Source organism: Streptomyces sp. NRRL B-3229 (assembly GCF_000719505.1).
In the GTDB taxonomy this organism is placed as follows: domain Bacteria; phylum Actinomycetota; class Actinomycetes; order Streptomycetales; family Streptomycetaceae; genus Streptomyces; species Streptomyces griseorubiginosus.
This window is the reverse complement of sequence record NZ_JOGP01000017.1, coordinates 116,293-138,201: the sequence shown is the minus strand read 5'-3', so window position 1 is coordinate 138,201 and position 21,909 is coordinate 116,293. Positions and strand designations below refer to the sequence as shown.

Genomic DNA, 21,909 nt, shown 5'->3' with positions numbered 1-21,909 from the left:
GTGGACGCTGTGTCCGTACCGTGCAGCTGACGCGACGCGAGTGAACATCGCCCGCAGATTGTGTGAGCAAAGGTGCACGCCGACGAGACGGCGCCATGCCCGTGCAACCGGGCGTCGGTCCTGTTCGCAGGGGGTCGGGCGGTCCCGACCCCCCTGATGCACCGGATGGAGACTCGATTGCCTGAGCGAAGTTACCTGCTCGTACCGGTCTATGCTGGCGCCGGGCTGCGCAGGGTGTCGGCCGGTTGCTTTTCCGTCCAGCAGTTTGACAGGAGCGGGACGCGCCACCGCTCGTAGAAACATTCGTACAGGGACACGCGAAAATTGATCAGACACTTGTTGGGCAGACGAAAAGTCGCGAACCATAAGAAGGACGCGCTCGCCGGCCTCACGGTGCCACAGAGTGCGGGCCTCCTCAGCTTCCGCGTCATCGACTCGGCCGGCAATCCCCTGGCGCAGGCGCAGTACCGGCTGAACGACAGCCAGGGGCGCAAAGTCGTCGCAGGTGAGACGGACCCGTACGGCTGGGGCGTCGTCGTGGTCCCCGTCGGCGAGTACCGTGTGTCGGTCTCGGCGGACGGCTTCGCCGCGCACGTGGGACACGCGTCCGTGCGAGAGGGGGGTGCGCCCGTTGCGCTCGGTGATCTCACCCTGCATGTCGCCCCCGCTCTGCCCCTACCCGAACCGGGCGAGTGGGAGATCGAGGCGGCGCACACCCGAATAGGCTTCACCGCCCGCCACATCGGCCTCGGCCGCGTTTACGGCGGCTTCGGCAACTTTGCCGGGGCCATCAGGGTCGGCAGCACCATGGAGCACACCGCGATGCACGTCGTCATCGACGCGGCCTCGATCGATACCAACGTCAAGATGCGTGACAACCACCTGCGGTCCGGGGACTTCCTCGACGTGGAGAACTTCCCGACCCTGGAGTTCTACAGCGACCGCTTCGTGCACCGCGGCGGCCAGAACTGGTCGATCACGGGCGGTCTCACCCTCCACGGGGTGACCCGCACGGTGACCCTCGACGCGCAGTACAACGGCGTGCGGGTGGGTATGGAGGGCGAGACCCGCGCCGCCATCCACGCCACGACCGAACTGCACCGCGAGGACTACGACATCAACTGGCAGACCATGCTGGCGCGCAACATCGCCGTGGTCGGCTCGAACATCAAGGTCGACCTGGACGTCCAGGCCGTCCCCAAGGGCACCGAGCTGGAATTCAAGTAACGCAGAGGCGAACTCCGCAGAGTTGCCCAGGCGGTGCAGACCGCTGACGCCGCGGCCGCCTCCACCGACGGCCGAGCCCTTTCCACCGACGACTACAAGCGGGCCACCAGCACCTACATCGACGCCTACGGCCCGCCCCTACCGTCTCGGCAACCCGCGTACCCCTGCCTCCAGTAGTGCAGACGAACGCCGAACTGCCAGAGGTGTTCCGCGACTTCGGCGCCAGCCGATCATCCCTGTGCCCAAGACGGCCCCGATCGGCAACTCCATCGTGGCGCCCCCGCTGACCGGGCACGGCCGGCCCGTTGCGAACTACGACATTGCCGTGACCAAGAGGGCGGCAGGAATCTGCCCTCCGCATCAGGAGAAGACGGGAAGGCCGACAATCCGCTCGTGTGCGCCGAGGGCAAAGGCGCGGTCCTCCCCTCCGTACCGGCCGTACGGCGCGGGCTGGTGGCGGTCATGACCAGGTCCGCGAACGCCACGGTGACGATCACGCGACTGAGGCCGGGCCCTGGAGCACACGCTACAAGACACAGCTGATGTCGGTGATCCCGGCGCACCCTCCGTAGGACCTGTCCCGAGAAGCAAGGAGACCCTCGCCGCCGCGCTACCTCGTGCGAAGCGAGTTCCGAGGATTGGCCGGGAGTCAGCGCCACCGACGGGGATAGGCAGTGACGCTCCGCGCAAGGAGCCGACGGTGTCGCACCTGGCGACCAGCGCCATTCGGCCGTGCCCGAAACGCCTGGTGCCGGTCGAGGGAGGACTCCGACCATGGGGGTTCGTAAGGAACGACGATTCCGGCCGCGCCCAAGGGAGAGAACCCATGAAGTCACTGCATTCGCGGAAGCCGTTGAGGATGCGCTGTGCCTCGCTCGCACTCGGACTGGCGGCCGCGTCCGTGTTCACGACGGCTCTGGCTTCGCCGTCAATCGCCGCGCCGGCACAGACCACCTCGTCCGCGCAGACGGCGGACGCCAGAGTGGAGCGGGAGATCGCGGGCCTGCTTCGGCACAACGAGGGCGCCGAGCGGGTGGCGAAGGACCGGGTGCGGCTGGCGCCGGGTGTGGAGATGGCTGTCCCGGCGTCCACCCGCGCGGCCGCCGGTCTCGGCGACTGCCGGTACGGTTACGCCTGTGTGTGGCAGTACAGCAACTACACCGGTTACCGCCTGGACTTCTACTACTACGGCACCTACGACCTCGGCAATTACACCGTGTCCGACGGCTCCAGCTGGCGGGACACGGTCAGCTCCTTCTACAACAACCAGAGCGGAGGCGCTTGGGTGGTCGGCAAGGACTGGATCAACGCGGACGGCGGCAGCCAACTGGCGTGGATCTTCGGTGGGAACGCTCCGTCCGGCTCGGGCCAGCTGGGGGACGCCGACAACCGAGCCGATGTGATCCAGCTGTATCCGTAGCCCAGGCCTGAAGACGCGGTTCCGGCACGGTGTCGCGGCCTCGCCACGGCCTGACCATGGCGAGGCCGACGGGCTTCGGGGGCATTTGAACTCCCCTAACTGGACTCCACAACCACCAAGTGCTCCCCGTGTTGCAGTGGTGGTTCACGACTGGTGCGCCGTGTGCGAAGCGCCTCATGGGGAGGGAGTGCGTTCCCAGCGGACCTCGGCCATGGCGGCTGTCGCGGCTTCTCGTACGGCCCGTACGGTGGGTCGGTCGCGACATTCGGCCGGCCAGCCGAGGGCGGACACCGTCGGGGACAGATCAACCACGTTCACGTAACGCACACCCGGGCGGGGGAAGAGCTCGCGGGCCGCTGCGGGCAGAAAGCACATCCCTTGTCCCGAGGCGACCGCATGGAGCAGTCCCTCCATGTCGAAGACGACGGGGCCATAGCGCACCCGTCTGCCGTCAGGTCGCGGGTCCACCGCCCAGAAGTCCCACCACACACGCGGCACTTCAGGAGGGACGTCCACGAACACCCGCTCGCCGAGGTCGGCGAGGGAGAGCTCGGGCAGTCGTGTGAGGGGATCATCGGCGGGCATGCAGGCGATGCGCGGCTCGGTGGCCAGTTCCAGCAGTTCGACGCCCACGGGCACAGGGGGTCGGAGGAAAGCGACGTCGATGTCGCCGGAGAGCAACTTGATCAGGTGCTCGGCGAAGCTGAGGGTTCGGATCTCCACGGTGAGTTCCGGATGCAGTGTCCGCAGGTGGTCGAGGACCGCGTGGGTGTAGGGCATTGCGGCCTCGGCTCCGACTGTCCCCACCACCACGTGCGCGGAGAGCGTGCGGGCCCACTGATCGGCACGGACCAGCAGCCGGTCCATCGCCGCCACCGTCTCCCGCGCCTCTTCTGCCAAGGAAAGGCCGGCGTCGGTGAGCGTGACGCTACGGCTGTCGCGTAGGAACAGCGGCACACCCAGCCGTTTCTCCAGCTCCTGAATCTGGCGGCTGAGCGTCGGCTGGGTTATGTGCAACCGCGCGGCTGCCACGCCGAAGTGCAACTCCTCGCTCAGCGCCAAGAACAGCCGCAGCTGATGCAGGCTCGGCTCCACCATTCCCTCCGATTCAGGCACCGCACACGTCCTCAACCTGCGGCCATAGCGGCCCCTGCATCGATCGCGTCCATAGTCTCATCGCCCGCGTAGCGTTGAACCGATCTTCTCCATGCCACCCTGGAAACCCCCCGCTCCGTCCGGAATGACCACCGGCACGGTCGGGGGTGGCAAAGGCAATCGGGGGAGAAACGATGCTGCGCATTCACTTCACAGCCGCGGACCTGGCACGCGTTCATCTGGCTCGTGAGCCAGACCCGGTGTGGGAGACCTTGCTGAGCCTGCACCAGTTGAGCGCATCACGGAGATATCTGCCCGTCTTCGCCCAGTGGCGCCGCATTGCGCGTCACAGACTGGCTGCGGAGGGGCTGGCGGGAGCGGCCAGGATGCTTTCCACGCTGGCTCCGGCTTCGGCACATTACTGGCCTGATTTCCTGACACCCGACAATTCGGCCGACGGTCTGGAGGCCGCGATGGAGGAGCTGCGCGCCACCCCTCGGTCTCGGCTGCGCTGTGAACTGGACCGGATGGCCGACGGCCATGGCCTACCACGCTGGGCGCACGGTCTCAGCACGGGCGAGCGGACAGTGCTCGAGGAGGTCGCGACGGCATTCCGGCTGGTGCACCGCACGATCGTGGCGCCGGCCTGGGCCGGGACGGAAAGGACCACCGAGGCCGACCGGGCCCTGCGGACGCGCGCTCTGCGCGATCGCGGAGTCCACGGACTGCTGAACTCCTTCCGCCCGCTGATGGTTTGGCGCCACCCCGTGCTGCACGTGCGCTACCCGGAGGACCGGGATCTGCACCTCGGCGGACGCGGTATCCGGCTGATTCCCTCACACTTTTGCTGGAACAAGCCCATCGCGCTGGCCGACCCCACCCTGCCGCAGGTCCTCGCCTACCCCATCACCCATCCCGTGACGTGGGCGCCGGAGGCCACCCGCGACCGGCGCGCCGAAGCTCTGGCCGCACTGATCGGCCGGACCCGAGCCCGGGTACTGACCAGTCTGAAGACCACCGCCACCACGGGGGAACTCGCCCGATACCTGGGAATCTCGGCCTCGTCGGCGAGCGAGCACGTCGCCGCCTTGCGGGAGGTGAACCTCGCAGACAGCACACGCGACGGCTCCTTCGTCGTTCACACCCTCACCCCGCTGGGCGCCGCACTCCTGAACGGTGATCTGCCGGTGCAACGGCCAGTTGTCCAGGCCGATTTCTCAGCACTCCGTGTGGCCGCCCGGCGGTGAGGCGACGTCGCTCCAGCCAGAGATGGCGATACTCCCGCGCCTTTGTGGTGATCGCCGGCCGGCCCGCGCCCAGGTGAACGCGCAGCTTGGCATCGTCCGATCCGTTGAGAAGCCCATGGTTTCCGGCCGGGTTGTCGGAGGGATGTGGGGCTGGTCGACGGCAGTGTTGTCGCTTCGTGACCGTGGTCGGGCCTTCGTGGTCGCCCGGCTGGTCGGGTCCTGGCCCGCCTTGCGCGAGTCGCCGACCAGGACCTGGTGGAGCTGCTCGGTCCGGCCTCCGAACCGGCGCGGACTCACGGCGTTTGGTCGCGCACTGTGGGCCTGGCCGACCAGCTCGACGTGCCAGCGGTGCTGTCGAACGCGGCCCGCTACGCCGACGGGTCAGGAACGATCTCCCGGGCGCGCGCCCAGAGGGCGTTGAACCATCTGACCTGACGGTTGACTCGTTCGTGGTGCGCGTCGAGCGTCGTCTTGATGTTGACGCCGAGCTGGTCGGGTTCGAACTCCAGGTACAGATCGGTGTCGAAGATGACGACGTCCCGCGCGGCCGGCCTCGGCTGCGGATTCGATTCCGGAGTAGGCGGGAGGACGAGATAGCGCACCGTGATGCCGACGTCGAGCTGGGCTCGGCACAGCTCGGTGAAGCGCTCCATGACCACGGGGTCCGCTGCCTCGGTTTCCTTGATCATGAAGAGTCGGCGGATGACGACCTGCCTGACCGCCATGGCCTCGGTCTGCGCGTCCAGGTAAGGTCCCGCCGTGTCCGTGCCCCAGAAGGGCTGGTCCACGGAGCTGCTGGTGGCGTCGATGGTCCGTTGGGCGCACTGCGTCAGACGGATGAGCCACTCGTTGTTGTCGCGGGGCCAGTGCGCGCTCTTGCCGGTCAGGTCGGTGACGACCGAAGCGAGACTCTCGACCTCCGACCGGGCGAACGCTTTGACGATCTCCGGGCCCTGCTGACCAACCCGCCGCAGGCTGGCGATCAGGCGCTTGGCGTCGCTGGTGCTCATGCCCGCCTCGTCCAGGTCGCTCAGCAGAGCGGCCGCATCACTGAGATGGTCGAAGTGGGCGTCCGTCCGGCGGCTGCGCTCGATGTGCCCCGTCTCGACGGTGGCGAGGCGCTGCTCGAAGTCCACCATGTACTGGACGATGAGCGTGGAGCCGCCGATGACGACGGCTACCGCGATCTTCCACAGTTCGTCGCCCGACTGCTTCACCAGGTTGGTGAGCACGTACGCGCCGGTGCTCACCACGATGGTGATGAGGATCTTGAGTATCAGGGGCGAGACGCGCACCCCGTGGGTGGCCGGTGGTGTCGGGTCCGGATCGCCTTGCATATGGGTCTCCCCCGTCAGACTCTCACGAAATTTTGCCAAGTCGGCTCGGCGTCGGCACCTCTTGGAGCGCGCGAAGTGCGAGCAGGGCCAGTCGGTCTCGGATGCGCTGGGTGAGCGTCTGCCACTGACGGCCGTAGCCCGGGATCGCGTCCAACTGCTCCCATACAGGATGCAGAGCGCTGTCGACGCGGGCCCGCGGCATCCACAGGTGGAGCAGGTGGTCGACGAGCGGCCCCAGGACCCCGAGGCCGGCCCGGTCGGCCTCGGCACCGGTCCGCAGTCCGTCGAGTTTGCCGGCGACGGTGGTCAACAGCCAGTCGTGCAGGGCCAGATCCTCGCAGAGACCGGCCGCGGCACCGGGTGCGGTGCCGGACGGCAAGTGCAGCTCCACCATGCGCAGGCCGTCCCGGTGCGTGGTGAAGAGCACGGCGGGCGGGGCATCGGGGAGTGTGCGCACGGCGGTCCAGCGCAGACGGGTGTCGACGGTGGTCAGGGGCGGGTCGTGGTCGAGGACTTGATGGCGGGAGATCCGCGCTGTCAGGGCCTCGGCGATGGACCCGATGTCCAGCTGTCCTGAACGGTGTCCGATCAGGAATCCTCGGGCGACTGCTTGCTCGTCCAGTCGCCCCACGGGTACGAGCAGCCCGGGCCGGACGAGGTAGTGGCCCCAGGGTTGACGTCGATCGGTGCCGGTGCCGGCCAGGGAGAAAAGCGCGGAGGACTGGAGTACCCGGCCTTCCACGAGCATCGCCCGCGTGAGCACAGTCCCCACCACCCGCATCCGTGTCCCTGTGTCGGCGGGCAGGGGGCAGTCGACGCCGGTCAGGACTTCCGGGGCAGCCGCGTGGTGGTTCGGGTGCCGGGAGACCCTCACGGGTTCGTCGGTGCGTAGTTGCAGCAGTCGTACGGCCGTGGTCTCGTCGAGCGGATCGCGGGTGGGCAGCAGGCAGGTGCGGACCTCGCCACAGGCGAGGACTGAGCCGGGGTCCGTGTGTGCGCTCGTCATGTCACAGTCCGGGCGGGAACACGTAGGAGACGCGGTCCGCGATGCCCGCGGGCACCTCGAAGTGTTCGGCGGCCGATCGCTGCGCCGCCTGCTGGAGCGGCCCCTCCTCGACGTGGATCTGGTCGAGGATGACGCGTACGGCGTGCTCGACGGGCAGGAACCGGCCGGGCAGCACGCTGCAGGTGGTGTAGGCGGTGAAGGGCGCGGCGCGGGGATTGAGTTGCAGCACGGCGGGCAATGCGTCCCATTCCTCGGGGAAGTCCGGGCCCTGCCGGGCAACCGGTTTGAGGATGGTGCGGCCGTCGTCGCGGAGCAGTCCCAGCCGGACCAGTTGCCACACCGCGGCGAGGAAGGCGCAGGACCAGGTGCGTTGTCCTTCCGTCTCGTTCCACAGCTCGATGTCCATGAAGACGGAGTGGCCGCGCGCGCCGATCTCCGCGGGCGGGTGCCAGACCGCTGTGGTGGGGTCCAGTGCGGCGGAGGTGCGCTGGGCGGGGCCGCGTTGGCCGTTGCTGAGCCAGCCGGTACGGCTGACGGGCGGCCGGAAACCACTGCTGCCCGGGGGTGGGGATTCCACCAGCCTGGCTGCGACGGACTCGGCGGGGTGGATGACCTCGCGGCTGCCGGCGGGGGCGGCGGCGCAGGCGGATTCGCGGGCCAGGTAGTCGACAGTCAGTCCGGCGCGGGCGGCCTCCTGGACCAGCGACGGCAGGAGTTCGTGGGGAGGGGTGAGCCGGGAGAAGTAGTCGTCGATGAGGATGCAGGTGCTGACGCGCGGGCGCGTGCCGGTGTGCGACGTACCCAGTCCGGACCGGACGGCGTCCACCCACGGCCGTACCGTGGCGAAGTGGCGTCGCAGCCGCTCGGGCCCCTCGACGATGTCCTCCATGTACAAGTGGCCGATCTCCAGGGAGAGATGGGAGAACGGCAGGGACTCGGTACGCGGTTCGGCGCTGGATTCCCGGAAGACCGGGACGGGTCGGGTCACCGCTCTCCCCAGAATCTGTCGTCGGTCAGCCGCTGGGCGAGGTCGCCCAGGGCCCGCCAGGTCTGCGGGTCGGCGATCTGGCGGTCGTGCACGTCCTGGTCGGTGATGAGTCGCTCCTGCCACTGGAGAACCGGTTCCAGCGGGATCTTGGCGACCATGCCGGTCCGGCCCAGTCCTCGTTCGGAGGCGAGCTTCTCCAGCGCCCTGTCGCACTGGGTCATCCACGCGTACCTCGCCGGCCCCACTGTGGACCACAGGGGTGAGTCAGGATCGGGTACGGCCGCCCGCACGAAGCGGATGGCACCACGCAGCGCGTCACGGTCGTGGCCCAGTCCCTCGCCGGCGCTGAGCAGGCCGCGTGGGCCGAAGGCGAGTTCGGCCGCCGCGGTGACGTGCTGGCGCGTCCAGCGGTGGAAGACCAGCCAGCGGTGGGGAAGCCGGTCGAGGCCGAGGCCGGGTGAGGTGGCCCGGAGTACCAGGTCGACGGCGTAGCTGCGTCCGGCGCTGAGGTCCACGATGAGCAGGTCGAACTCGCGTCTGAGCCGCAGGATGAGGTCGACGCACCGGTGCACGTGTTCCCGGTCGGTGACGAACTCTCCGCCGTAACGGTCGCCCGGCAGGAGGACGAGGCGGCCGGAGCCGTTGGGCCGGTCGCGCAGGTCGAGGTGTTCCGTGCGAGCCCAGACGTCGACCCGCAGGGGTTCGCCGACATCGCCTTGCAGGTACGCGTGCAGTCCGGTTGTCTCGGCCTCGCGGTGAACGTCGGGCAGATCGAAGACGGTGGCGGCCGTGGGGGATCCGAAATCGAAGTCCAGGAAGCAGACGTCGGAGCCGTCCAGGGCACACTGGTAGGCGAGGTTGGCGCTGGTCACGGACCTGCCGGTGCCTCCCTTGTCCGAGGCTGCGAAGACGAGCACGTCACACCTTCCCGTCGGTACCGCGAGCTCGGGCGAGGGTGTCCAGCCGGGTCAGGACGTCAAGGGCGAGCGCGAGCGCGGTGCCCGCCTGTTCGCCCACCAGCCGGTGCGCTCGCTCCAGATCGGCTTCCAGGCGCTTCATCCACTTCTCCTGGTCGGTGGCCCGGCGCGGAGCCGGGTACAACTCCTGCTCCCTGCCCAGCAGATGGGCGGCCTCACTGATCGCCTCCTGGGCCTGTCCGGACAGGTCGCGGCTGTGGCTCGGCGGCTGGATGTACAGGAGGTGTGCGGCCACCATGCACTCGACGACCCGTTCCGTGATGCTCCACGAGGGGCTCCCGGCCGGGACCGGTGTCTGGAGGCCGGTCACCGGAAGGCCGCTCCACAGGCCGATGCCCGCGCCGTCCTCGATGCGGTGGCTCCACACGTGATCCAGGGTCTCCTCCGCGAGCCGCAGCAGCTTCTCCTCCTCGGAGGTCTTCTGCGCCAGCGAGCACAACTGCACAGCGCGCTTGAGCAGTTGCGTGGGGAAGTCGCTCATCACCCAGGCCATGGCGGGGCCGAGCGCCTCGCTGCCCGGCAGCGGCAGGGTGACCCCTGGGCTGTGCGGGCCGTTCGCCGGGCCGTCGCTCGTCTCCGCCCCCGTGAACCGCCCGTGCTCGTTGAGGCGTTCCATGACCTTGATGAGGTTGCTGAGGTCGTGACCGGTGGTACGTCGGCGCATCATGTCGTGCACCAGGACGGAGACGACGGAGAGGGAGAAGTACGCCGAGTCCGCCTGCTGGGACGTCGTACGCCACGGGATCTTCGCGAGCGGCCAGTGATCCTCACCGAGGCGTGCGAGCGCCGACCAGTACTGGTGGGTGATCTCCCAGCGCAGCCGCAGCGCGTTGGCCAGCTTGTGCTGTTCCGCGTCGAGCAGCCCCCGGGTGAGGGTGCGTTCGGACAGCAGGTCGACGATGCCGTCCAGGGCTACGACCGTGAAGTGCAGGTTCGGCAACGGCAGGGCTACCCCGGGCGGCTGCGGGACCATCTCATGGGCGGGGCCCTTGAGGGCAACCTCCGGAGCGTCCCGTACGACGCTCCACGCCCAGCCGCACTCGAACAGGCGGTTGGGGTTGGTCAGTTCGTCACGCACCTCGGCGGGCAGGTCGAGGCCCGGGCTTTCCGTGATGGTCGCGCGCAGCGTCCCGAACCGGTGCTGGAAGCGCTCGACGACCTGGCGATCGGAGAGGCCGTCCTGGTCCAGGAGACCGGCGAGGACCTGCCCCTGCGGAGACGCGATGTCGATCACGTGCACGGTGAAGGACCGCAGCAGGCCCACGAGCGCGGCGGTCAGCCGCAGACTGGTTTCGCCGTGGAGCCGGTCGATGCGGTCGAGGGTGGATTGCCGGCGGGTCGTGCTCCGGCATCCTTTGAGGAACTCCAGCACGGCCAGACACAGGCTGACGGACATGGAGTAGGAGTCGACGACGTCGATGTCCCGCTGCTCCGGGGCGAGTTGCCCGGCGGAGTCGGCCGGCACGAAGTAGCGGCCTCCGGCGAAGTCAGGTCGCTCCCCTCGGCGGTTGCGGCCCATGAACTCGCCGAGCACCTCGATGAGCCGCAGGGGGATGTCCGTGGTGTCCCCCAAGGCTTTGAGCGCCTTCGCCACGTCGAGCTGGGTGGTGTCGGGGTAATCCAGCCGGAAGGCCGGGATCTCGGTGGCGGGATAGAGCAGACACAGCATCAGTTCGGCGTCCGCGACACTGCTGCGGCCGTGCGCGTCGCCCCAGGCCCATGCCCCTTCGGGGAAGGAATGCCTGGCCAGCGCCTGCCATATGTCAAGCAGATGCTGCCGTGGCCTGATCCGCATCCGGCGCCCCCTTGCCGTCCCAGTCTCCCCATGACGGTCATCGAAAGCTACCCGCTCAGCGGAAACCGCAAGCGAGAATGATGTAGTCGTAGCCCGTGCGCACCTCGCCCTGCTCGCCGATCTCATGAATCTGCACGGAATCGGTGAAACGCCTGATGCTGGCCTCGATTTCCGTACGGTCCACGTTGCTCGCGGGAAACCAGAGATCGCCCACCTGGTATCCGGAGCTGTGTTCCATGAAGGCGGCGGCAAAGGGCGCGCCCGGAACGAGTGCCTCCAGAAAATGCTGGACGGCGCGGTGGAAGTCCTGCGTATCCGTGGAGATCGACTCCGCCACGAAGAACATGGTGCCGGTCTGCCAGTTGTCCGGCAGATCCAGCGGCCGGAGAATGTCGCCTTCCTTGACCTGGGCGACCTCGCGCAGCCGAGGCCAGGGGCCCTCGGGAAAGCCTGCGTAGGCCTCGTCCGGGCACAGCTTCTGCCAGAACTTCTCCCAACTGCCGTCGTGATCTTCGATCTGGCCGCGCAGGTAGGCGCGGTTGGTCTTCGACCGGTCCAGCAAGGTGATGCGGTCGCACCAGGGCAGCATCAGAAAGGCCGGGTAGAGGTTGGCTCCTGCCCCCACGTCGATGCCGTGGACCGGCAGATTGGGCCGCCCCCGGAAATGATCACTGAAGTGCCTGCGGACGATCGCCATGATCTCCTCGTCGACGGAGAGCACTTCGATGTAGTTCTTCTCCACATACTTCGCGGAGTCGAAGTCGTCCCACGGCGCATCCCCGTTCAACTGTGCCTGTCCATCTGATGATCCGAAAGGCATGCCTCACGGTACCAACACTGTCGGCGAAAGAGGGATGCCATGAGGCCACGACCGAATGCGACGCGCCGTGCCGGATCCAGGCACTTGAACCGGCGGGAGCGCCAGGCAATTCTGGTGCGATGCCAGCACCTTCGCTTCCGCCCGGCCAACCTCGCGAGGCCAACGGGCAGGACATGCCCGACCTTCTGCGCCTGGACGGTGCCGCCTTTCCCGACGATCCGATGCGGAACTCCACCCTGCGCCAGTTGCTGGACATGTACGCGGACCATCTTCTGGTTGTCGATGACGACGACGGTCACCTGTGTGCCTACGTGCTCGCCACACCGCCCTACGGAGGCGAGAGCTGGATCTTCAGCCTGGGCGTCGCCCCCGCCAGACGCAGGAAAGGCCTGGCCCGCGCCCTGATGACACAAGCGCTGGAGATCCTGCGCGCCGACGAGGCGAGCACCGTCCGTCTCTGGGTGGAGCCCACCAACGAACCGGCCCGAGCGCTGTACGAGTCCCTCGGTTTCCTCCCTGATCCCGAAGGACCGCATCTTGATCATTTCGGCCCGGGCGCGCACCGTCTCGGCATGACACTCAAGCTGTGATGCAACCGGCAGCGGGTCCTGTTCCGGTTCGTCACCGGTCGGTTCGGGGAGGGCTTGGAACCGGCCGATGCTGTGGCGGTGGTGACGGGTGGGAGGGCGTGGCCATGGTGATTGCGGATCGCACACTGTCGGTCAAGGTGATTGCGGCGCTCAGGTACTGGACCGATGTCGTCCGGGGTGATCAGAAGGACCATCCGGATCCGGTGGATCTCACGGTTCTGCTGCCGTTCTTCAACGGGGTGTTGCAGGAACTTCTCTGGTGGAACCGTGACTGGATGGTCCGGGAGGTCGAGCCGGGCCTTCCCCTGGAGATCGACACCGGTCACCAGGGCGGGTCCGCACCGTTCACCGAGGTGTCCGTGCCGGGCACAGTGGGTTCCTGCGGTGGTGAGAGCCTGCCTTTCGTCGCGAAGGTCGGCTTCGCGGGCGACCGGCTGATCCGGTTCCAGGCCAAGATCGGCGATGTGGTCCGAAGTGGGTGCCGGCGTAGCAGCCGGCCAGCGGGCCGAGGATGAGCAGATCTTGTGCCGGTTGGCTAGCCACCGGCGCTCAGTCTGTCACCACGCACCCCGCGGCGGGTAAGTGGCTGTCAGGACCGGTCCGGGTGAGCACGCTGGAGGCGCAGACACGGAGGGGGCTTTCTGCGGGCTGGTTCAGCAGTGGTCGGGATCAGGTGATCGTCGACCAGGTGATGGACAACAGCGGTTTCATGCGGCAGGTGACGTGTGACGAGGACGGCCGGGTGCTGACCGAAGGGCCGGTGGTGGTGGACTGGTGACTGAGCGTCAGTTGGCTTTACGGCGCATTGGACGAAGGTGCGGGACGCTGTTGGGATCCCCAGATGCAGCCCTGCATCACCGCCGTAGTGACCTTGCCTTTGAAGCCTGCCGCCGGCGTCAGCCGGTCCTGGCACCAGCGAGAGACGTCGTCCGCCATACCGGATCCCGGGTCCTTCCCTTGCTGGGCGAGAGCGGCAGCGAAGTCGTAGCCACGCTTGTATTGGGCGTCCGCAATCGAATTGGGCTCGTAAGGGTTCCCGTAGATGATGGGAGCCGACGGGTCGGAGGCGGCACCTCGAGGCATGAACATGACGATCAGCAGCGCAGCGGGCAGGCCGACCAAGACCGACGCGAACAGCCAGCCCATCTTCCGGGATGTCTTCTTGCCGACCGCATAGGACAGCATCGCCAGTGGAATGGCCAGAACGGACGCCAGGAACGGGATGATCATCAAACCAGCTCCCACAGGTCAGCCTCCTTTCGCGGCTCGGCAGCGCCATGTTACGTCTCGCTATCAGGACGCGAAGGCATGGCGTGTGTTGTGCTCGGCACAAGCGGCCGGGTGTCGCGCTCATCGTCATGACGCCTTCGGGGTCCATGCCAAGGGATACGGCTGCGAGCTGTAGGCGTCAGCGAAAGCGCATCTGATCCACCGTCACCGACTCTGTACATGCCATACGCTCCACCGGTGATCACCAACAAGCCCGTGTTCAGGCGACGTTCCCTTGACAAGCATGCTGTTGTTCATCATGACGTTGATGACGACGATGATCTCGGCGCCCTCCGCGTCGGCCGAGAGCAGTGACTGCGAGGTCTCCCCACTGCGAACGTTACGAGTCCTGCTTCATCCACGGTGGCGGAGTCCAGGATCTCCTGCTCGCCACCAGGATCAAGGGCAAGATCGACGCAACCGCGGACGCGGCCGCCGCCGGCGAGACGGGCAACTACATACGCATAGCCCTCTACAACTGGTATAGCTCTGGTGGCGGCCAGGAGATCGCGGCCTCGCTTGCGCGAGCCCAGAAGAGCGGTGTGAGCGTCCGCGTCGTGGTCGGCCCCGCGGACGACGGACTCATGAGCTACCTCACGAGCAAGGGTGTCGGCGTCACCCCCTGCGCCAAGTCCTGCATGCACTCCGGCTCCGGCGCGATGCACAACAAGTGCTTCCTGATCCAAAAGGGTGATACGAAGCTCGTGATCCAGAGTTCGGGCAACCTGAAGGACACCCAGGCCACGCACGCTCAGAATCTGCTGATCAGTCGTGACGACGCGGCTCTGTTCTCTGCTCCAACTACTGGCGCCGCCTGAATGCTCAGGGTCGGCGCCGACGTTGCCGGCCGCTGGCGCCACGCCGTACGCCTGCGCCGGACCCGCCCCGACCTCTCCCCCGCCAACCTCCCTCGATGGACGGCGCTGCCGCACTGACCTGGCGTGACCATGTTTGCGAGTAGCGGGAGGCACGCGCCACTTCCAGCAGTTGCTTCGTGGCGCGCCTGCTGGGCAGGTCGCCAGGGATGAGCCCGGGGAACGTAACGTCCCCGGGCCCTCCTCTGGTTGCGATTTCCCGCGTGGCCTCCTACTGGTAGCAGCCTCCGGTGCACAGCACGGTGACCGTGCCGCTGCCGCCAGACGCTGCGGAGGGAAGGTGATGGGTTGGGATCGTGGGGGTCTTGCTGGTCTCCCAGGGCATGGGGGCGGCCATGGCCTGGGGAGCGAGGGCGGTGAAGACCGCGGTGCTCATGAACACGGCGCCGATCGCACGCTTGCGCAGACGCATCTGGACTCCTCGAACGATGACGGGCCAGTAAGGTTCGGCGGCCGGCACACTCCGCGGGCAGACCGCTGCTGGCTGCCAGTCTCACCGTGGGCGCAGCCCCGAACCATACTCGTTGGAGGAGTCCGGCGATTCTCTGCACGATCACCACGAATGGCGGACCGCGCTCCGGACTGGCCCGGCACCGGGTGCAACGCCCCCATCGGCATTGATCATGGGACCGCGTGAACTGCACTGCCGCCGGTCAGGTGGGGCTGGACAGCGAGGGCCGCAGCTCGGCGCGGAGGCCGTTCACCGTCTCGATGGGCAGCCCCAAATTCGCATGGCGGAGCTCCGACGAGTGGTTCGCGATGCGGTCGAGGTCCCGCAACTGACGCCGAAGCTCTGCGACGAGTGCGTCGTCGAGGCCGAGAACGTCTGCTTCCTCAGTGAGCCGCTCGGAGTGCGCCTCAACGCCGGGCAACGCTCCCGCACGCCTCTTCTGGATGCCGACCTCCGCCTCCACGCTGAGGCAACGGCCACCGCGGGTGGCCGCGATGGGGGGACGGATGCACCACGCACGCGGACATCTTCGCGGTCGGCTGGCTCATCTCTGCGGGAGGCTTCTGGGCCTGATAACGGCCGTGTGCACGATGGTCGTGATGAGTACCGCGTCGGCGCAGGCCGGGCAGCACCAAGATGCCAACGAATATGCGTTGTGGGACTTCCACGGCGCCAATGGGTTCTGGAACATCGACCAGCGTGTGCAGATCACTCGCAAGGCCCACCACTCGTACTGGGCGATGATGTGGGACTTCACGGCCACGCCGGGCAAGGGCGGGTACATGGGCTTGCAGACCAACGGCACGCGCTTCGACCACACAACCGGCGAGACAGCGATCTTCTCACTGTGGAACGCAAACGGCAGCAGAGGAGGCAACTGCGGACCCTTCGACGGCGAGGGGACCGGCCTCAGTTGCAGGATCCCGTACGCGATCGACCGGCAGTCCGACTACCGCCTGCGCGTATGGCGGCTGACGGCGGACTCCGGGGGTCAGTGGTGGGGTGCGTGGGTGCGCAACATGAAGACCGGCGTCGACACACCCATCGGACGTCTTCGTGTGCCGGTCAGTCAGCGACTGTTGGGGACACCGGCCAACTTCAGCGAGTACTACGGCGACGCCGTCCCCTGCAATGGGGTCCCGCTGTCGGTGGCGTACTTCACGCAGCCCGCGGCCAATGCTCTGGGAGGTGGCCAGTATCAGTACACCTCGACGTACGGGTCCTCCAGCCGGGGAGCCTGCACCGGCGGCTCGGTGTCCTTGGTGGATCTCGGGTGGACCAAAGCGGCCAAAGTGACCCTCGGCGGGCCGTGACCCGATTGAACGTGGGAGTCGGTGCGGACACGGTGGGATGGATGACTCCTCTTCGGCCGCCAGGTCTCAAGCATTTCGAGAGACCCAGGCCGCAGAGGCCCGGGGTCTTGTACGACACAACCTGCGGCCACGACCTGGCTATCTCCGTGCCTGATGAGCAGCAGGTGCGCGGCGTCCATGCCGTTTGTACAGGGGAACCGCTTCAGTCGCTGGCTTCCAGCATCAACTCTGATCTCGCCGGTGGATCGTGCTGGAACTGAAGACGTAGCCTCACCTGGGTGCACTCCCCCGGGCGCGTGTTCGTCTGCATGGCAGTGGTGGAGTGTCGGTATTCGAGCGGTGCAGTAATCGCCCGCAGGGTGGCGAGAACGCGGCCAGTTGGGGCACCCCTCCTGCCCCATGGGCCTCCCAGATGCGCCGCCCTCGGCGGTTACCGGAACAGATGGTCAAGGTAGTAGTCGATGGCAGCGGCGGCCTGTTCGGGGGTGCGCAGGCCCAGGACGACGGGTGGTCCCTGCGAGTCGGCAAGGCCGAAGAGCAGTTCCGCTTCCACATCAGGGTCGCGGTCCGGCGCGATGTCGCCGGCTTCCTGGGCCATGCGGACGAGGTCGGCGAGGAGCCGGTAGAGGCGGGGCAGCCCGTCGACGTAGAGGGCGCGCAGTTTGGGGTTCGCAAGCATGCGGATGAGGTAAGCGACGCCGACGAGCCACTCGCGCCGACGCCGGTCGTCCCTGGGGATCGTCTCCAGCAGCACCCATCGCAGCGCCTCTCTGGGGGTGGGCTCGCCCTCGGGCCACGCCTGCTCGTTCCACCGCTGCTGGACCAGCCAGTCCTGGTACTCGATCGCATAGGCGAGCAGTTCGTCCTTGTTGGCGAAGTAGTGCTGGATGCGCCCTACCGAGACGCCCGCCTGCGCCGCCACGGCCCGCACCGAGATCGCTTCCAGTCCCTGGTCGGCGACGATGTCCAGCAGCGCCTCGGCGATCTGGTCCCGGCGGGCCTTGTGGTCTACCTGTCGCGGCACGTCGACGGGCACCTTCCTTCCTCGTGCTTGCCTTCCTGGTCGGCTCAACCTAGTCTCGTTTTTGCAATACGAATGTATTGCAACGAGGGGTGAGCTACCCGAACGCTGCGCGTCACGAGGGACAGGACGGACTGGATCATGCCGAAGCGACGCTCCACCGCCGGCGCTGCACTGGGTGCGGCTCTCCTCGTGCTGGTGATGGGCACGGCGGATGCGGTGCAGACCTCGCCGGTGACGGCCGGTCAGCACGCGCACGGTCGGCGTACGCACGGTCACCACCCCGAGACCCGGCCGGACAGCGTCCGTGTACGCCAGGGCCGCCTGAAGGGGTCAACCGTGAAGGGCGTCACGACCTATCAGGGCATCCCCTACGCGGCGCCTCCGGTCGGCCCTCTGCGCTGGCGTCCGCCGGCCGCGCCGCCCACCTGGACCGGCACGCGGACGGCGACCGAGCCCGGACCGGCCTGCGCGCAGCCCGAGGTGGCGGACTCCGCGGAGGACTGCCTGTATCTCAACGTCACCACGCCCGCAGAAGGAGCGGACCGCACGGCCCCGAGGCCGGTCGTGGTCTGGTTGCACGGCGGGGCCTTCAGCTCGGGCTCCGGTGACCAGTACGACGCCACCCGGATGGCCCGGCAGGGCGACGTCACTGTCGTGACGGTCAACTCGCGCCTGGGTGCCCTGGGCTTCTTCGCCCATCCGGACCTGCCCGACTCCGGAGCCTTCGGCCTCCAGGACCAGCAGGCGGCCCTGCACTGGGTACGGGACAACGCCGCCGCATTCGGCGGCGATCCGGGCAATGTCACGCTCATGGGCGAGTCCTCCGGAGGCGCGAGCGTGTGCGCCCAGCTCACCTCACCCAAGGCCGCCGGCCTCTTCCACCGCGCGGTCATCCAAAGCGGCTCCTGCCAGCAGAACTGGCCCAAGAACACGCTCGCGCCCGGCGACCCCGCCGCCACCTATTTCGCCCCCCAGGACGAGCTGGCCGCCAAAGGCCGCGATGCTCTGGGCTGCCGCAGCGTGACATGCCTGCGCGCCAAGCCCACCAAAGACGTGTTGACCCTCAACGGGCGCTTCCACCAGCCCGCCTACGGGACGAGCGTCCTGCCCCACTCGCCGGCCCGCGCGCTCGCCGCCGGCGACTTCCACCGCGTGCCCGTCCTACAGGGCAACACCCGTGACGAACACCGGCTGTTTGCCGCCCTGTTCACGCTGGACAAGCCGCTGACGGCAGCGGACTACCGCCGCCTGCTCACCGAGACCTACGGCCGACGGCAAGCAGACCGCATCGCCCGTGTGTACCCGCCCGCTGCCACGCCCGCACTGACCTGGGCCAAGGTCGGCACCGACCGCAGCTGGGTGTGCCCCACCCTGGCCGCCGACCGACTGCTGGCCAGGCATGTTCCGGTCTACAGCTACGAGTTCGCCGACCGCCACCCACCGGCACCCGACCTGCGCCCCGACTTCCCGCTGGGCGCCTATCACAGCGCGGAGCTGCCCTACTTGTTCGGCATGGGCGACCTCCGCCTCGACGACGGGCAGTCCGCCCTCTCCCGACGCATGATCGCCGCGTGGACGACGTTCGCCAGAAGTGGCACGCCCGGCGACGGCTGGCCGCCCTTCCCACACACCCAGCAGCTGGCTCGGAACACACTCGCCGGCGTGGACGCGGCAGCCGAACACCGCTGCGCCTTCTGGTCCCGCAACTCCTGACGCCCGTCATCGGCCCACCCTCGCGGACCGTACGAACGAACCCCTCCGGAGGATCCCCATGAACGAATTCGCCCCGCCGCTTGCCGAGGCCGACTACATCGGCGCCACCGCCGACGAGTTGCGCGAGAAGCGAGCAGCAGCGAAGATCGCCGCCGGTATCAGCCAAAGGACTCTCTTCCAGCGGCGCGGCCGAATCATCCTGCGCCCCGACCTGCTCGTCCTCACCGGCTGGTCCGACAACGGCGATCTCACCCTCACCCGCGCGGACATCACCGCGGCAGAAACCCGCTTCACCCACCTCTACGGCCGCTTCCTCGGCGGCCTGCTCAACGCCGGCCAACCCCTCATCCTCAACACCACCGATGCATCGGCCGACGAGGCGTACCTGCTCATCAACCACCGCGGTTTCCTGGAGACCACGGACGATCGGCCCTGGGAGAAGCGCATCGAACGGTGGCGCCGCGGCTGAAGCGTCGGGAATCCGGTCGGCAGCCGCCGGCACCCCGAGATCAGGCGGCCGCGGTGAGACCAGTTGGCTCGGACCCATGGTCAGGGCGAGTCAGCGGAGAAGTACAGACGGCAGCTCACGCCCGGGCCCGGCGTGCGCGGCTCGCCGGGACGCGCGTCGTACAGCGAGCGGCCGCCGGGATACTGCCCGAGTTCGGTGGGCAGGGCCACGCCGTCGTCGACGTCCTCGGTCCGCCACCCGTGTATGTCCAGGAGCAGGCCGTCCAGTGGCCCGCCGACAAGTTCGGCATAGGTCCGGTGCGGGAGCGGGCCGGGATTGTGGGCGTCGTGGTCGGTGCCGTAGACGCGTCTGTTCAGCAGCTGCTCATCGCCGTTCATCTGATCAGCGTGGCAGCCACCACTGACAACGGGGACGCGCAGGGCCGCCTTGGGCCTACCCGCGGGCCGTGACTTGCCCGGGGCAGGCCCACGGCGAGAGAGTCGACCCGCCGGTCTTCCACGCGATGGCCCGCGCCTCAGCGACCGTACGGCGCCGCAGGACCCGGCGGCAGTCCGATATCCCGTTGACGGGCACGGCGCTCAGTCCCGACGATCAGGCGCATGTCTGCCGCCCTGGCGCCTCTGCGCCACCGCCCGTTCCGTCACCTCTTCATCGGTACGACGGCCAATCTGCTCGGCAACGGAGTGGCGCCGATCGCCCTGGCCTTCGCCGTGCTGGATGCAACTGGGTCGATCGGCTCGCTCGGGCTGGTGGTCGGCGCCCACTCCCTCACCGGCATCGTCTTCCTGCTGTACGGCGGGGTGCTGGCGGACCGTCTGCCACGCGGCCCGCTGCTGGTCGGCAGCAGCCTGGTCAGCGCCGCCAGCCAGGCGCTCGTCGCTGCCCTGGTCCTCACCCACCACGCCGCCATCCCCTTGCTGATGGTGCTCGCCGCGGTCAACGGGGCGTCAAGTTCCTGCTACCAGCCCGCCGCCCAGGCCCTGCTCCCCCAGACCGTGCCGACCGAATCCCGCCGCTCCGCCCTCGCGCTCTCCCGGACCGCGGGCAGCAGCGCGGCGATCGTGGGCGCCTCGCTGGGCGGCGTACTGGCCGCCGCCATCGGCCCCGGCTGGGGCCTGGCCGTCGACGCACTCAGCTTCACGCTCGCCGCCGCGTTCTTCGCGCTGATCCGCGTCCAGGCAGCGCCGCCCGCGCCCAGCGACGGCCTGGTGCACGAACTGCGCGTCGGCTGGCGCGAGTTCACCTCCCGCACCTGGGTGTGGGTGATCGTGGCGGCGTTCTGCTTCCTCAACGCCGGCCTCACCGCCTCGTTCACCGTCCTTGGCCCGGCCGTCGCCGACACCACCGCCATCGGTCGCACCGGCTGGGGCCTGGCTGTCGCCGCGTCCTCACTCGGCGCGGTCGCCGGCGGCATACTGTCGCTGCGCTGGCAGCCCCGGCGCGCGATCCTGGTCGGCTGCGCCCTGATGGGCCTGACAGCGATGACCCCACTGCTGCTCGCCCTCGCCCCGCACACCTGGCTGCTGGTCATCGCCAACTTCGTGGCGGGCGTGGGCGTCGAGCAAGCCGGCGTCGCCTGGTACTCGACCCTCAACGAGCAGATCCCCGAGGACCGCCTTGCCCGCGTCTACGCCTACGACGACCTCGGCTCCTATCTCGCGCTCCCGCTCGCCCAGTTCGCCGCCGGACCGGCCGTACTCCTCCTCGGCCTCCGTGCCACCCTCTACGCGGCCGCCGCGCTCATCCTCCTCGCCACCCTCGCCATGCTCGCCACCCCCTCCATCCGCGCGCTGGTCCCGAGCACCCCAGAACCGCTGGCCGCCTCCGAAGATCCGGTACCGGGCTGAGCTCGACCCCGACCGCGACAGCCACAGGTTCAATCGTGTTTCGGGCCGAACCGCCACTGCCAACAGGCGAGTTGTCTCGCCGTCCTGCCTACCGTCAACTCGCTGATCGGCGACTCCGGCACCGGCAAGTCCCACCCGGTGATCGCGCTGGGCGTCGCGGCGGCGATGCAGGGCTTCCGCGTCCGCTGCATGCCTGCCACCATGCTGGTGAACGAGCTATTCGAGGCCGCCGACGAGTAGCAGCTGTCCAAGACGATCGCCCGCTGCGGCCGTGTCGATGTGCTCTGCATCGACGAACTCGACCGGCGATGCGCTGATCTGCTGGTGCCACCACGCGTCGAGTATGCTCCGGCACCCCCGGGGACGGCCTCCTCGAGATCGTCGAACAGCTCATCGGCTGGGCAGCCGACCACCACGACGAGGTACGCAGCAACCGCTCCCGCAAA

Annotated in this window: 24 protein-coding genes and 1 pseudogene; 13 read left to right on the top strand and 12 right to left on the bottom strand. The window is 68.3% G+C overall.

Annotated features, from left to right (window positions below; translation table 11 throughout):
* The first annotated feature begins 339 nt into the window (after positions 1–339).
* The 3 genes from IF54_RS0125920 to IF54_RS0125915 all read left to right on the top strand — a co-directional run bounded on the left by IF54_RS0125920 (position 340) and on the right by IF54_RS0125915 (position 2,647).
* The gene (locus tag IF54_RS0125920) at positions 340–1,227 is read left to right on the top strand and encodes a YceI family protein (RefSeq protein WP_030322736.1); all 888 of its coding nucleotides are present in this window, start codon (positions 340–342) and stop codon (positions 1,225–1,227) included.
* Between the two features lie 33 nt (positions 1,228–1,260).
* A complete protein-coding gene (locus IF54_RS42770) occupies positions 1,261–1,404 on the top strand; it encodes a hypothetical protein (RefSeq protein WP_159002204.1) in 144 nt (47 codons plus the stop codon).
* Between the two features lie 649 nt (positions 1,405–2,053).
* Complete coding sequence (locus IF54_RS0125915) at positions 2,054–2,647, top strand: peptidase inhibitor family I36 protein (protein ID WP_030322733.1); 594 nt, start codon at positions 2,054–2,056, stop codon at positions 2,645–2,647.
* Positions 2,648–2,821: 174 nt separating this feature from the next.
* Here IF54_RS0125915 and IF54_RS0125910 read toward each other — a convergent pair whose 3' ends face one another.
* Complete coding sequence (locus IF54_RS0125910; RefSeq protein WP_037820548.1) at positions 2,822–3,745, bottom strand: LysR substrate-binding domain-containing protein; 924 nt, start codon at positions 3,743–3,745, stop codon at positions 2,822–2,824.
* Positions 3,746–3,936: 191 nt separating this feature from the next.
* Between IF54_RS0125910 and IF54_RS0125905 the strand changes: the two genes are divergently transcribed.
* Entirely contained in the window at positions 3,937–4,989 is a 1,053-nt protein-coding gene (locus tag IF54_RS0125905; protein WP_051735532.1) for an ArsR/SmtB family transcription factor, read from the top strand.
* Positions 4,990–5,357: 368 nt separating this feature from the next.
* Here IF54_RS0125905 and IF54_RS0125900 read toward each other — a convergent pair whose 3' ends face one another.
* From IF54_RS0125900 to IF54_RS0125875, 6 genes are read right to left on the bottom strand one after another with little or no spacing between them, the layout of a single operon-like run.
* Positions 5,358–6,326: a hypothetical protein gene (locus IF54_RS0125900; protein ID WP_030322725.1), complete on the bottom strand. Its 969-nt coding sequence runs from the start codon at positions 6,324–6,326 to the stop codon at positions 5,358–5,360.
* 22 nt (positions 6,327–6,348) lie between these two features.
* Positions 6,349–7,332, bottom strand: coding sequence for an SCO2521 family protein (locus IF54_RS0125895; RefSeq protein ID WP_030322722.1), 984 nt, complete (start codon positions 7,330–7,332; stop codon positions 6,349–6,351).
* A gap of 1 nt (position 7,333) precedes the next feature.
* The gene (locus IF54_RS0125890; protein WP_030322719.1) at positions 7,334–8,320 is read right to left on the bottom strand and encodes an SCO2522 family protein; all 987 of its coding nucleotides are present in this window, start codon (positions 8,318–8,320) and stop codon (positions 7,334–7,336) included.
* Positions 8,317–9,237, bottom strand: a complete 921-nt coding sequence (locus IF54_RS0125885; protein ID WP_030322717.1) for an SCO2523 family variant P-loop protein — start codon at positions 9,235–9,237, stop codon at positions 8,317–8,319. Before IF54_RS0125885 ends, IF54_RS0125890 begins: the two co-directional genes overlap by 4 nt.
* Position 9,238: 1 nt before the next feature.
* On the bottom strand, positions 9,239–11,092 hold the full coding sequence (locus IF54_RS0125880; RefSeq protein WP_030322714.1) for an SCO2524 family protein: 1,854 nt from the start codon (positions 11,090–11,092) through the stop codon (positions 9,239–9,241).
* 55 nt (positions 11,093–11,147) lie between these two features.
* Positions 11,148–11,912 carry an SCO2525 family SAM-dependent methyltransferase gene (locus IF54_RS0125875; protein WP_030322711.1) on the bottom strand — a complete coding sequence of 255 codons (765 nt, stop codon included), beginning with the start codon at positions 11,910–11,912 and terminating at the stop codon, positions 11,148–11,150.
* On the opposite strand from IF54_RS0125875, the gene IF54_RS0125870 reads away from it, so the two are divergent.
* The 3 genes from IF54_RS0125870 (at position 11,897) to IF54_RS42765 (ending at position 13,280) form a co-directional block, all read left to right on the top strand.
* The gene (locus tag IF54_RS0125870; RefSeq protein WP_324616572.1) at positions 11,897–12,502 is read left to right on the top strand and encodes a GNAT family N-acetyltransferase; all 606 of its coding nucleotides are present in this window, start codon (positions 11,897–11,899) and stop codon (positions 12,500–12,502) included. The two genes, IF54_RS0125875 and IF54_RS0125870, sit on opposite strands and share 16 nt — an antisense overlap.
* Before the next feature lie 98 nt (positions 12,503–12,600).
* A complete protein-coding gene (locus tag IF54_RS0125865; RefSeq protein ID WP_159002202.1) occupies positions 12,601–13,017 on the top strand; it encodes a hypothetical protein in 417 nt (138 codons plus the stop codon).
* A gap of 89 nt (positions 13,018–13,106) precedes the next feature.
* Positions 13,107–13,280, top strand: coding sequence for a hypothetical protein (locus tag IF54_RS42765; RefSeq protein ID WP_159002200.1), 174 nt, complete (start codon positions 13,107–13,109; stop codon positions 13,278–13,280).
* Positions 13,281–13,297: 17 nt separating this feature from the next.
* Here IF54_RS42765 and IF54_RS0125855 read toward each other — a convergent pair whose 3' ends face one another.
* On the bottom strand, positions 13,298–13,732 hold the full coding sequence (locus tag IF54_RS0125855) for a hypothetical protein (RefSeq protein ID WP_030322704.1): 435 nt from the start codon (positions 13,730–13,732) through the stop codon (positions 13,298–13,300).
* A gap of 350 nt (positions 13,733–14,082) precedes the next feature.
* Here IF54_RS0125855 and IF54_RS39785 point away from each other — a divergent pair, with 350 nt between their 5' ends.
* The gene (locus IF54_RS39785; protein ID WP_051735531.1) at positions 14,083–14,589 is read left to right on the top strand and encodes a phospholipase D-like domain-containing protein; all 507 of its coding nucleotides are present in this window, start codon (positions 14,083–14,085) and stop codon (positions 14,587–14,589) included.
* Between the two features lie 268 nt (positions 14,590–14,857).
* On the opposite strand, the gene IF54_RS0125845 is transcribed toward IF54_RS39785, so the two are convergent.
* Positions 14,858–15,058, bottom strand: a complete 201-nt coding sequence (locus tag IF54_RS0125845) for a hypothetical protein (RefSeq protein ID WP_030322702.1) — start codon at positions 15,056–15,058, stop codon at positions 14,858–14,860.
* A gap of 241 nt (positions 15,059–15,299) precedes the next feature.
* On the bottom strand, positions 15,300–15,518 hold the full coding sequence (locus IF54_RS0125840) for a hypothetical protein (protein WP_107047891.1): 219 nt from the start codon (positions 15,516–15,518) through the stop codon (positions 15,300–15,302).
* Positions 15,519–15,696: 178 nt separating this feature from the next.
* On the opposite strand from IF54_RS0125840, the gene IF54_RS0125835 reads away from it, so the two are divergent.
* Complete coding sequence (locus IF54_RS0125835) at positions 15,697–16,410, top strand: DUF3472 domain-containing protein (RefSeq protein ID WP_159002198.1); 714 nt, start codon at positions 15,697–15,699, stop codon at positions 16,408–16,410.
* A gap of 430 nt (positions 16,411–16,840) precedes the next feature.
* Here the strand turns inward: IF54_RS0125835 and IF54_RS0125830 are convergent, their stop codons facing one another.
* Positions 16,841–17,434, bottom strand: coding sequence for a TetR/AcrR family transcriptional regulator (locus IF54_RS0125830; RefSeq protein ID WP_030322698.1), 594 nt, complete (start codon positions 17,432–17,434; stop codon positions 16,841–16,843).
* Between the two features lie 138 nt (positions 17,435–17,572).
* On the opposite strand from IF54_RS0125830, the gene IF54_RS0125825 reads away from it, so the two are divergent.
* Together IF54_RS0125825 and IF54_RS0125820 are read left to right on the top strand one after the other, a co-directional pair.
* Positions 17,573–19,147 (top strand): carboxylesterase/lipase family protein, encoded by a 1,575-nt coding sequence (locus tag IF54_RS0125825; protein ID WP_051735529.1) that lies wholly within the window; start codon positions 17,573–17,575, stop codon positions 19,145–19,147.
* Between the two features lie 58 nt (positions 19,148–19,205).
* Positions 19,206–19,616: a hypothetical protein gene (locus IF54_RS0125820; RefSeq protein ID WP_051735528.1), complete on the top strand. Its 411-nt coding sequence runs from the start codon at positions 19,206–19,208 to the stop codon at positions 19,614–19,616.
* A gap of 80 nt (positions 19,617–19,696) precedes the next feature.
* Here the strand turns inward: IF54_RS0125820 and IF54_RS0125815 are convergent, their stop codons facing one another.
* Entirely contained in the window at positions 19,697–19,993 is a 297-nt protein-coding gene (locus IF54_RS0125815; RefSeq protein WP_030322693.1) for a hypothetical protein, read from the bottom strand.
* 222 nt (positions 19,994–20,215) lie between these two features.
* On the opposite strand from IF54_RS0125815, the gene IF54_RS0125810 reads away from it, so the two are divergent.
* Both IF54_RS0125810 and IF54_RS41455 read left to right on the top strand, forming a co-directional pair.
* Positions 20,216–21,463, top strand: coding sequence for an MFS transporter (locus tag IF54_RS0125810; RefSeq protein WP_030322690.1), 1,248 nt, complete (start codon positions 20,216–20,218; stop codon positions 21,461–21,463).
* A gap of 102 nt (positions 21,464–21,565) precedes the next feature.
* Positions 21,566–21,787: pseudogene (locus tag IF54_RS41455) on the top strand (ATP-binding protein); the annotation flags it as partial.
* Positions 21,788–21,909 lie beyond the last annotated feature (122 nt).

Bases quoted from the DNA above. Each gene is read 5' to 3' on its own strand.
- IF54_RS0125910 (WP_037820548.1), bottom strand. From the start codon at position 3,745: ATGGTGGAGCCGAGCCTGCATCAGCTGCGGCTGTTCTTGGCGCTGAGC.
- IF54_RS0125915 (WP_030322733.1), top strand. From the start codon at position 2,054: ATGAAGTCACTGCATTCGCGGAAGCCGTTGAGGATGCGCTGTGCCTCG.
- IF54_RS0125810 (WP_030322690.1), top strand. From the start codon at position 20,216: ATGTCTGCCGCCCTGGCGCCTCTGCGCCACCGCCCGTTCCGTCACCTC.
- IF54_RS0125875 (WP_030322711.1), bottom strand. From the start codon at position 11,912: ATGCCTTTCGGATCATCAGATGGACAGGCACAGTTGAACGGGGATGCG.
- IF54_RS0125900 (WP_030322725.1), bottom strand. From the start codon at position 6,326: ATGCAAGGCGATCCGGACCCGACACCACCGGCCACCCACGGGGTGCGC.
- IF54_RS0125835 (WP_159002198.1), top strand. From the start codon at position 15,697: ATGAGTACCGCGTCGGCGCAGGCCGGGCAGCACCAAGATGCCAACGAA.
- IF54_RS0125855 (WP_030322704.1), bottom strand. From the start codon at position 13,732: ATGATCATCCCGTTCCTGGCGTCCGTTCTGGCCATTCCACTGGCGATG.
- IF54_RS0125905 (WP_051735532.1), top strand. From the start codon at position 3,937: ATGCTGCGCATTCACTTCACAGCCGCGGACCTGGCACGCGTTCATCTG.
- IF54_RS0125870 (WP_324616572.1), top strand. From the start codon at position 11,897: ATGATCCGAAAGGCATGCCTCACGGTACCAACACTGTCGGCGAAAGAG.
- IF54_RS0125825 (WP_051735529.1), top strand. From the start codon at position 17,573: ATGCCGAAGCGACGCTCCACCGCCGGCGCTGCACTGGGTGCGGCTCTC.
- IF54_RS0125895 (WP_030322722.1), bottom strand. From the start codon at position 7,332: ATGACGAGCGCACACACGGACCCCGGCTCAGTCCTCGCCTGTGGCGAG.
- IF54_RS0125815 (WP_030322693.1), bottom strand. From the start codon at position 19,993: ATGAACGGCGATGAGCAGCTGCTGAACAGACGCGTCTACGGCACCGAC.
- IF54_RS0125880 (WP_030322714.1), bottom strand. From the start codon at position 11,092: ATGCGGATCAGGCCACGGCAGCATCTGCTTGACATATGGCAGGCGCTG.
- IF54_RS0125845 (WP_030322702.1), bottom strand. From the start codon at position 15,058: ATGCGTCTGCGCAAGCGTGCGATCGGCGCCGTGTTCATGAGCACCGCG.
- IF54_RS0125820 (WP_051735528.1), top strand. From the start codon at position 19,206: ATGAACGAATTCGCCCCGCCGCTTGCCGAGGCCGACTACATCGGCGCC.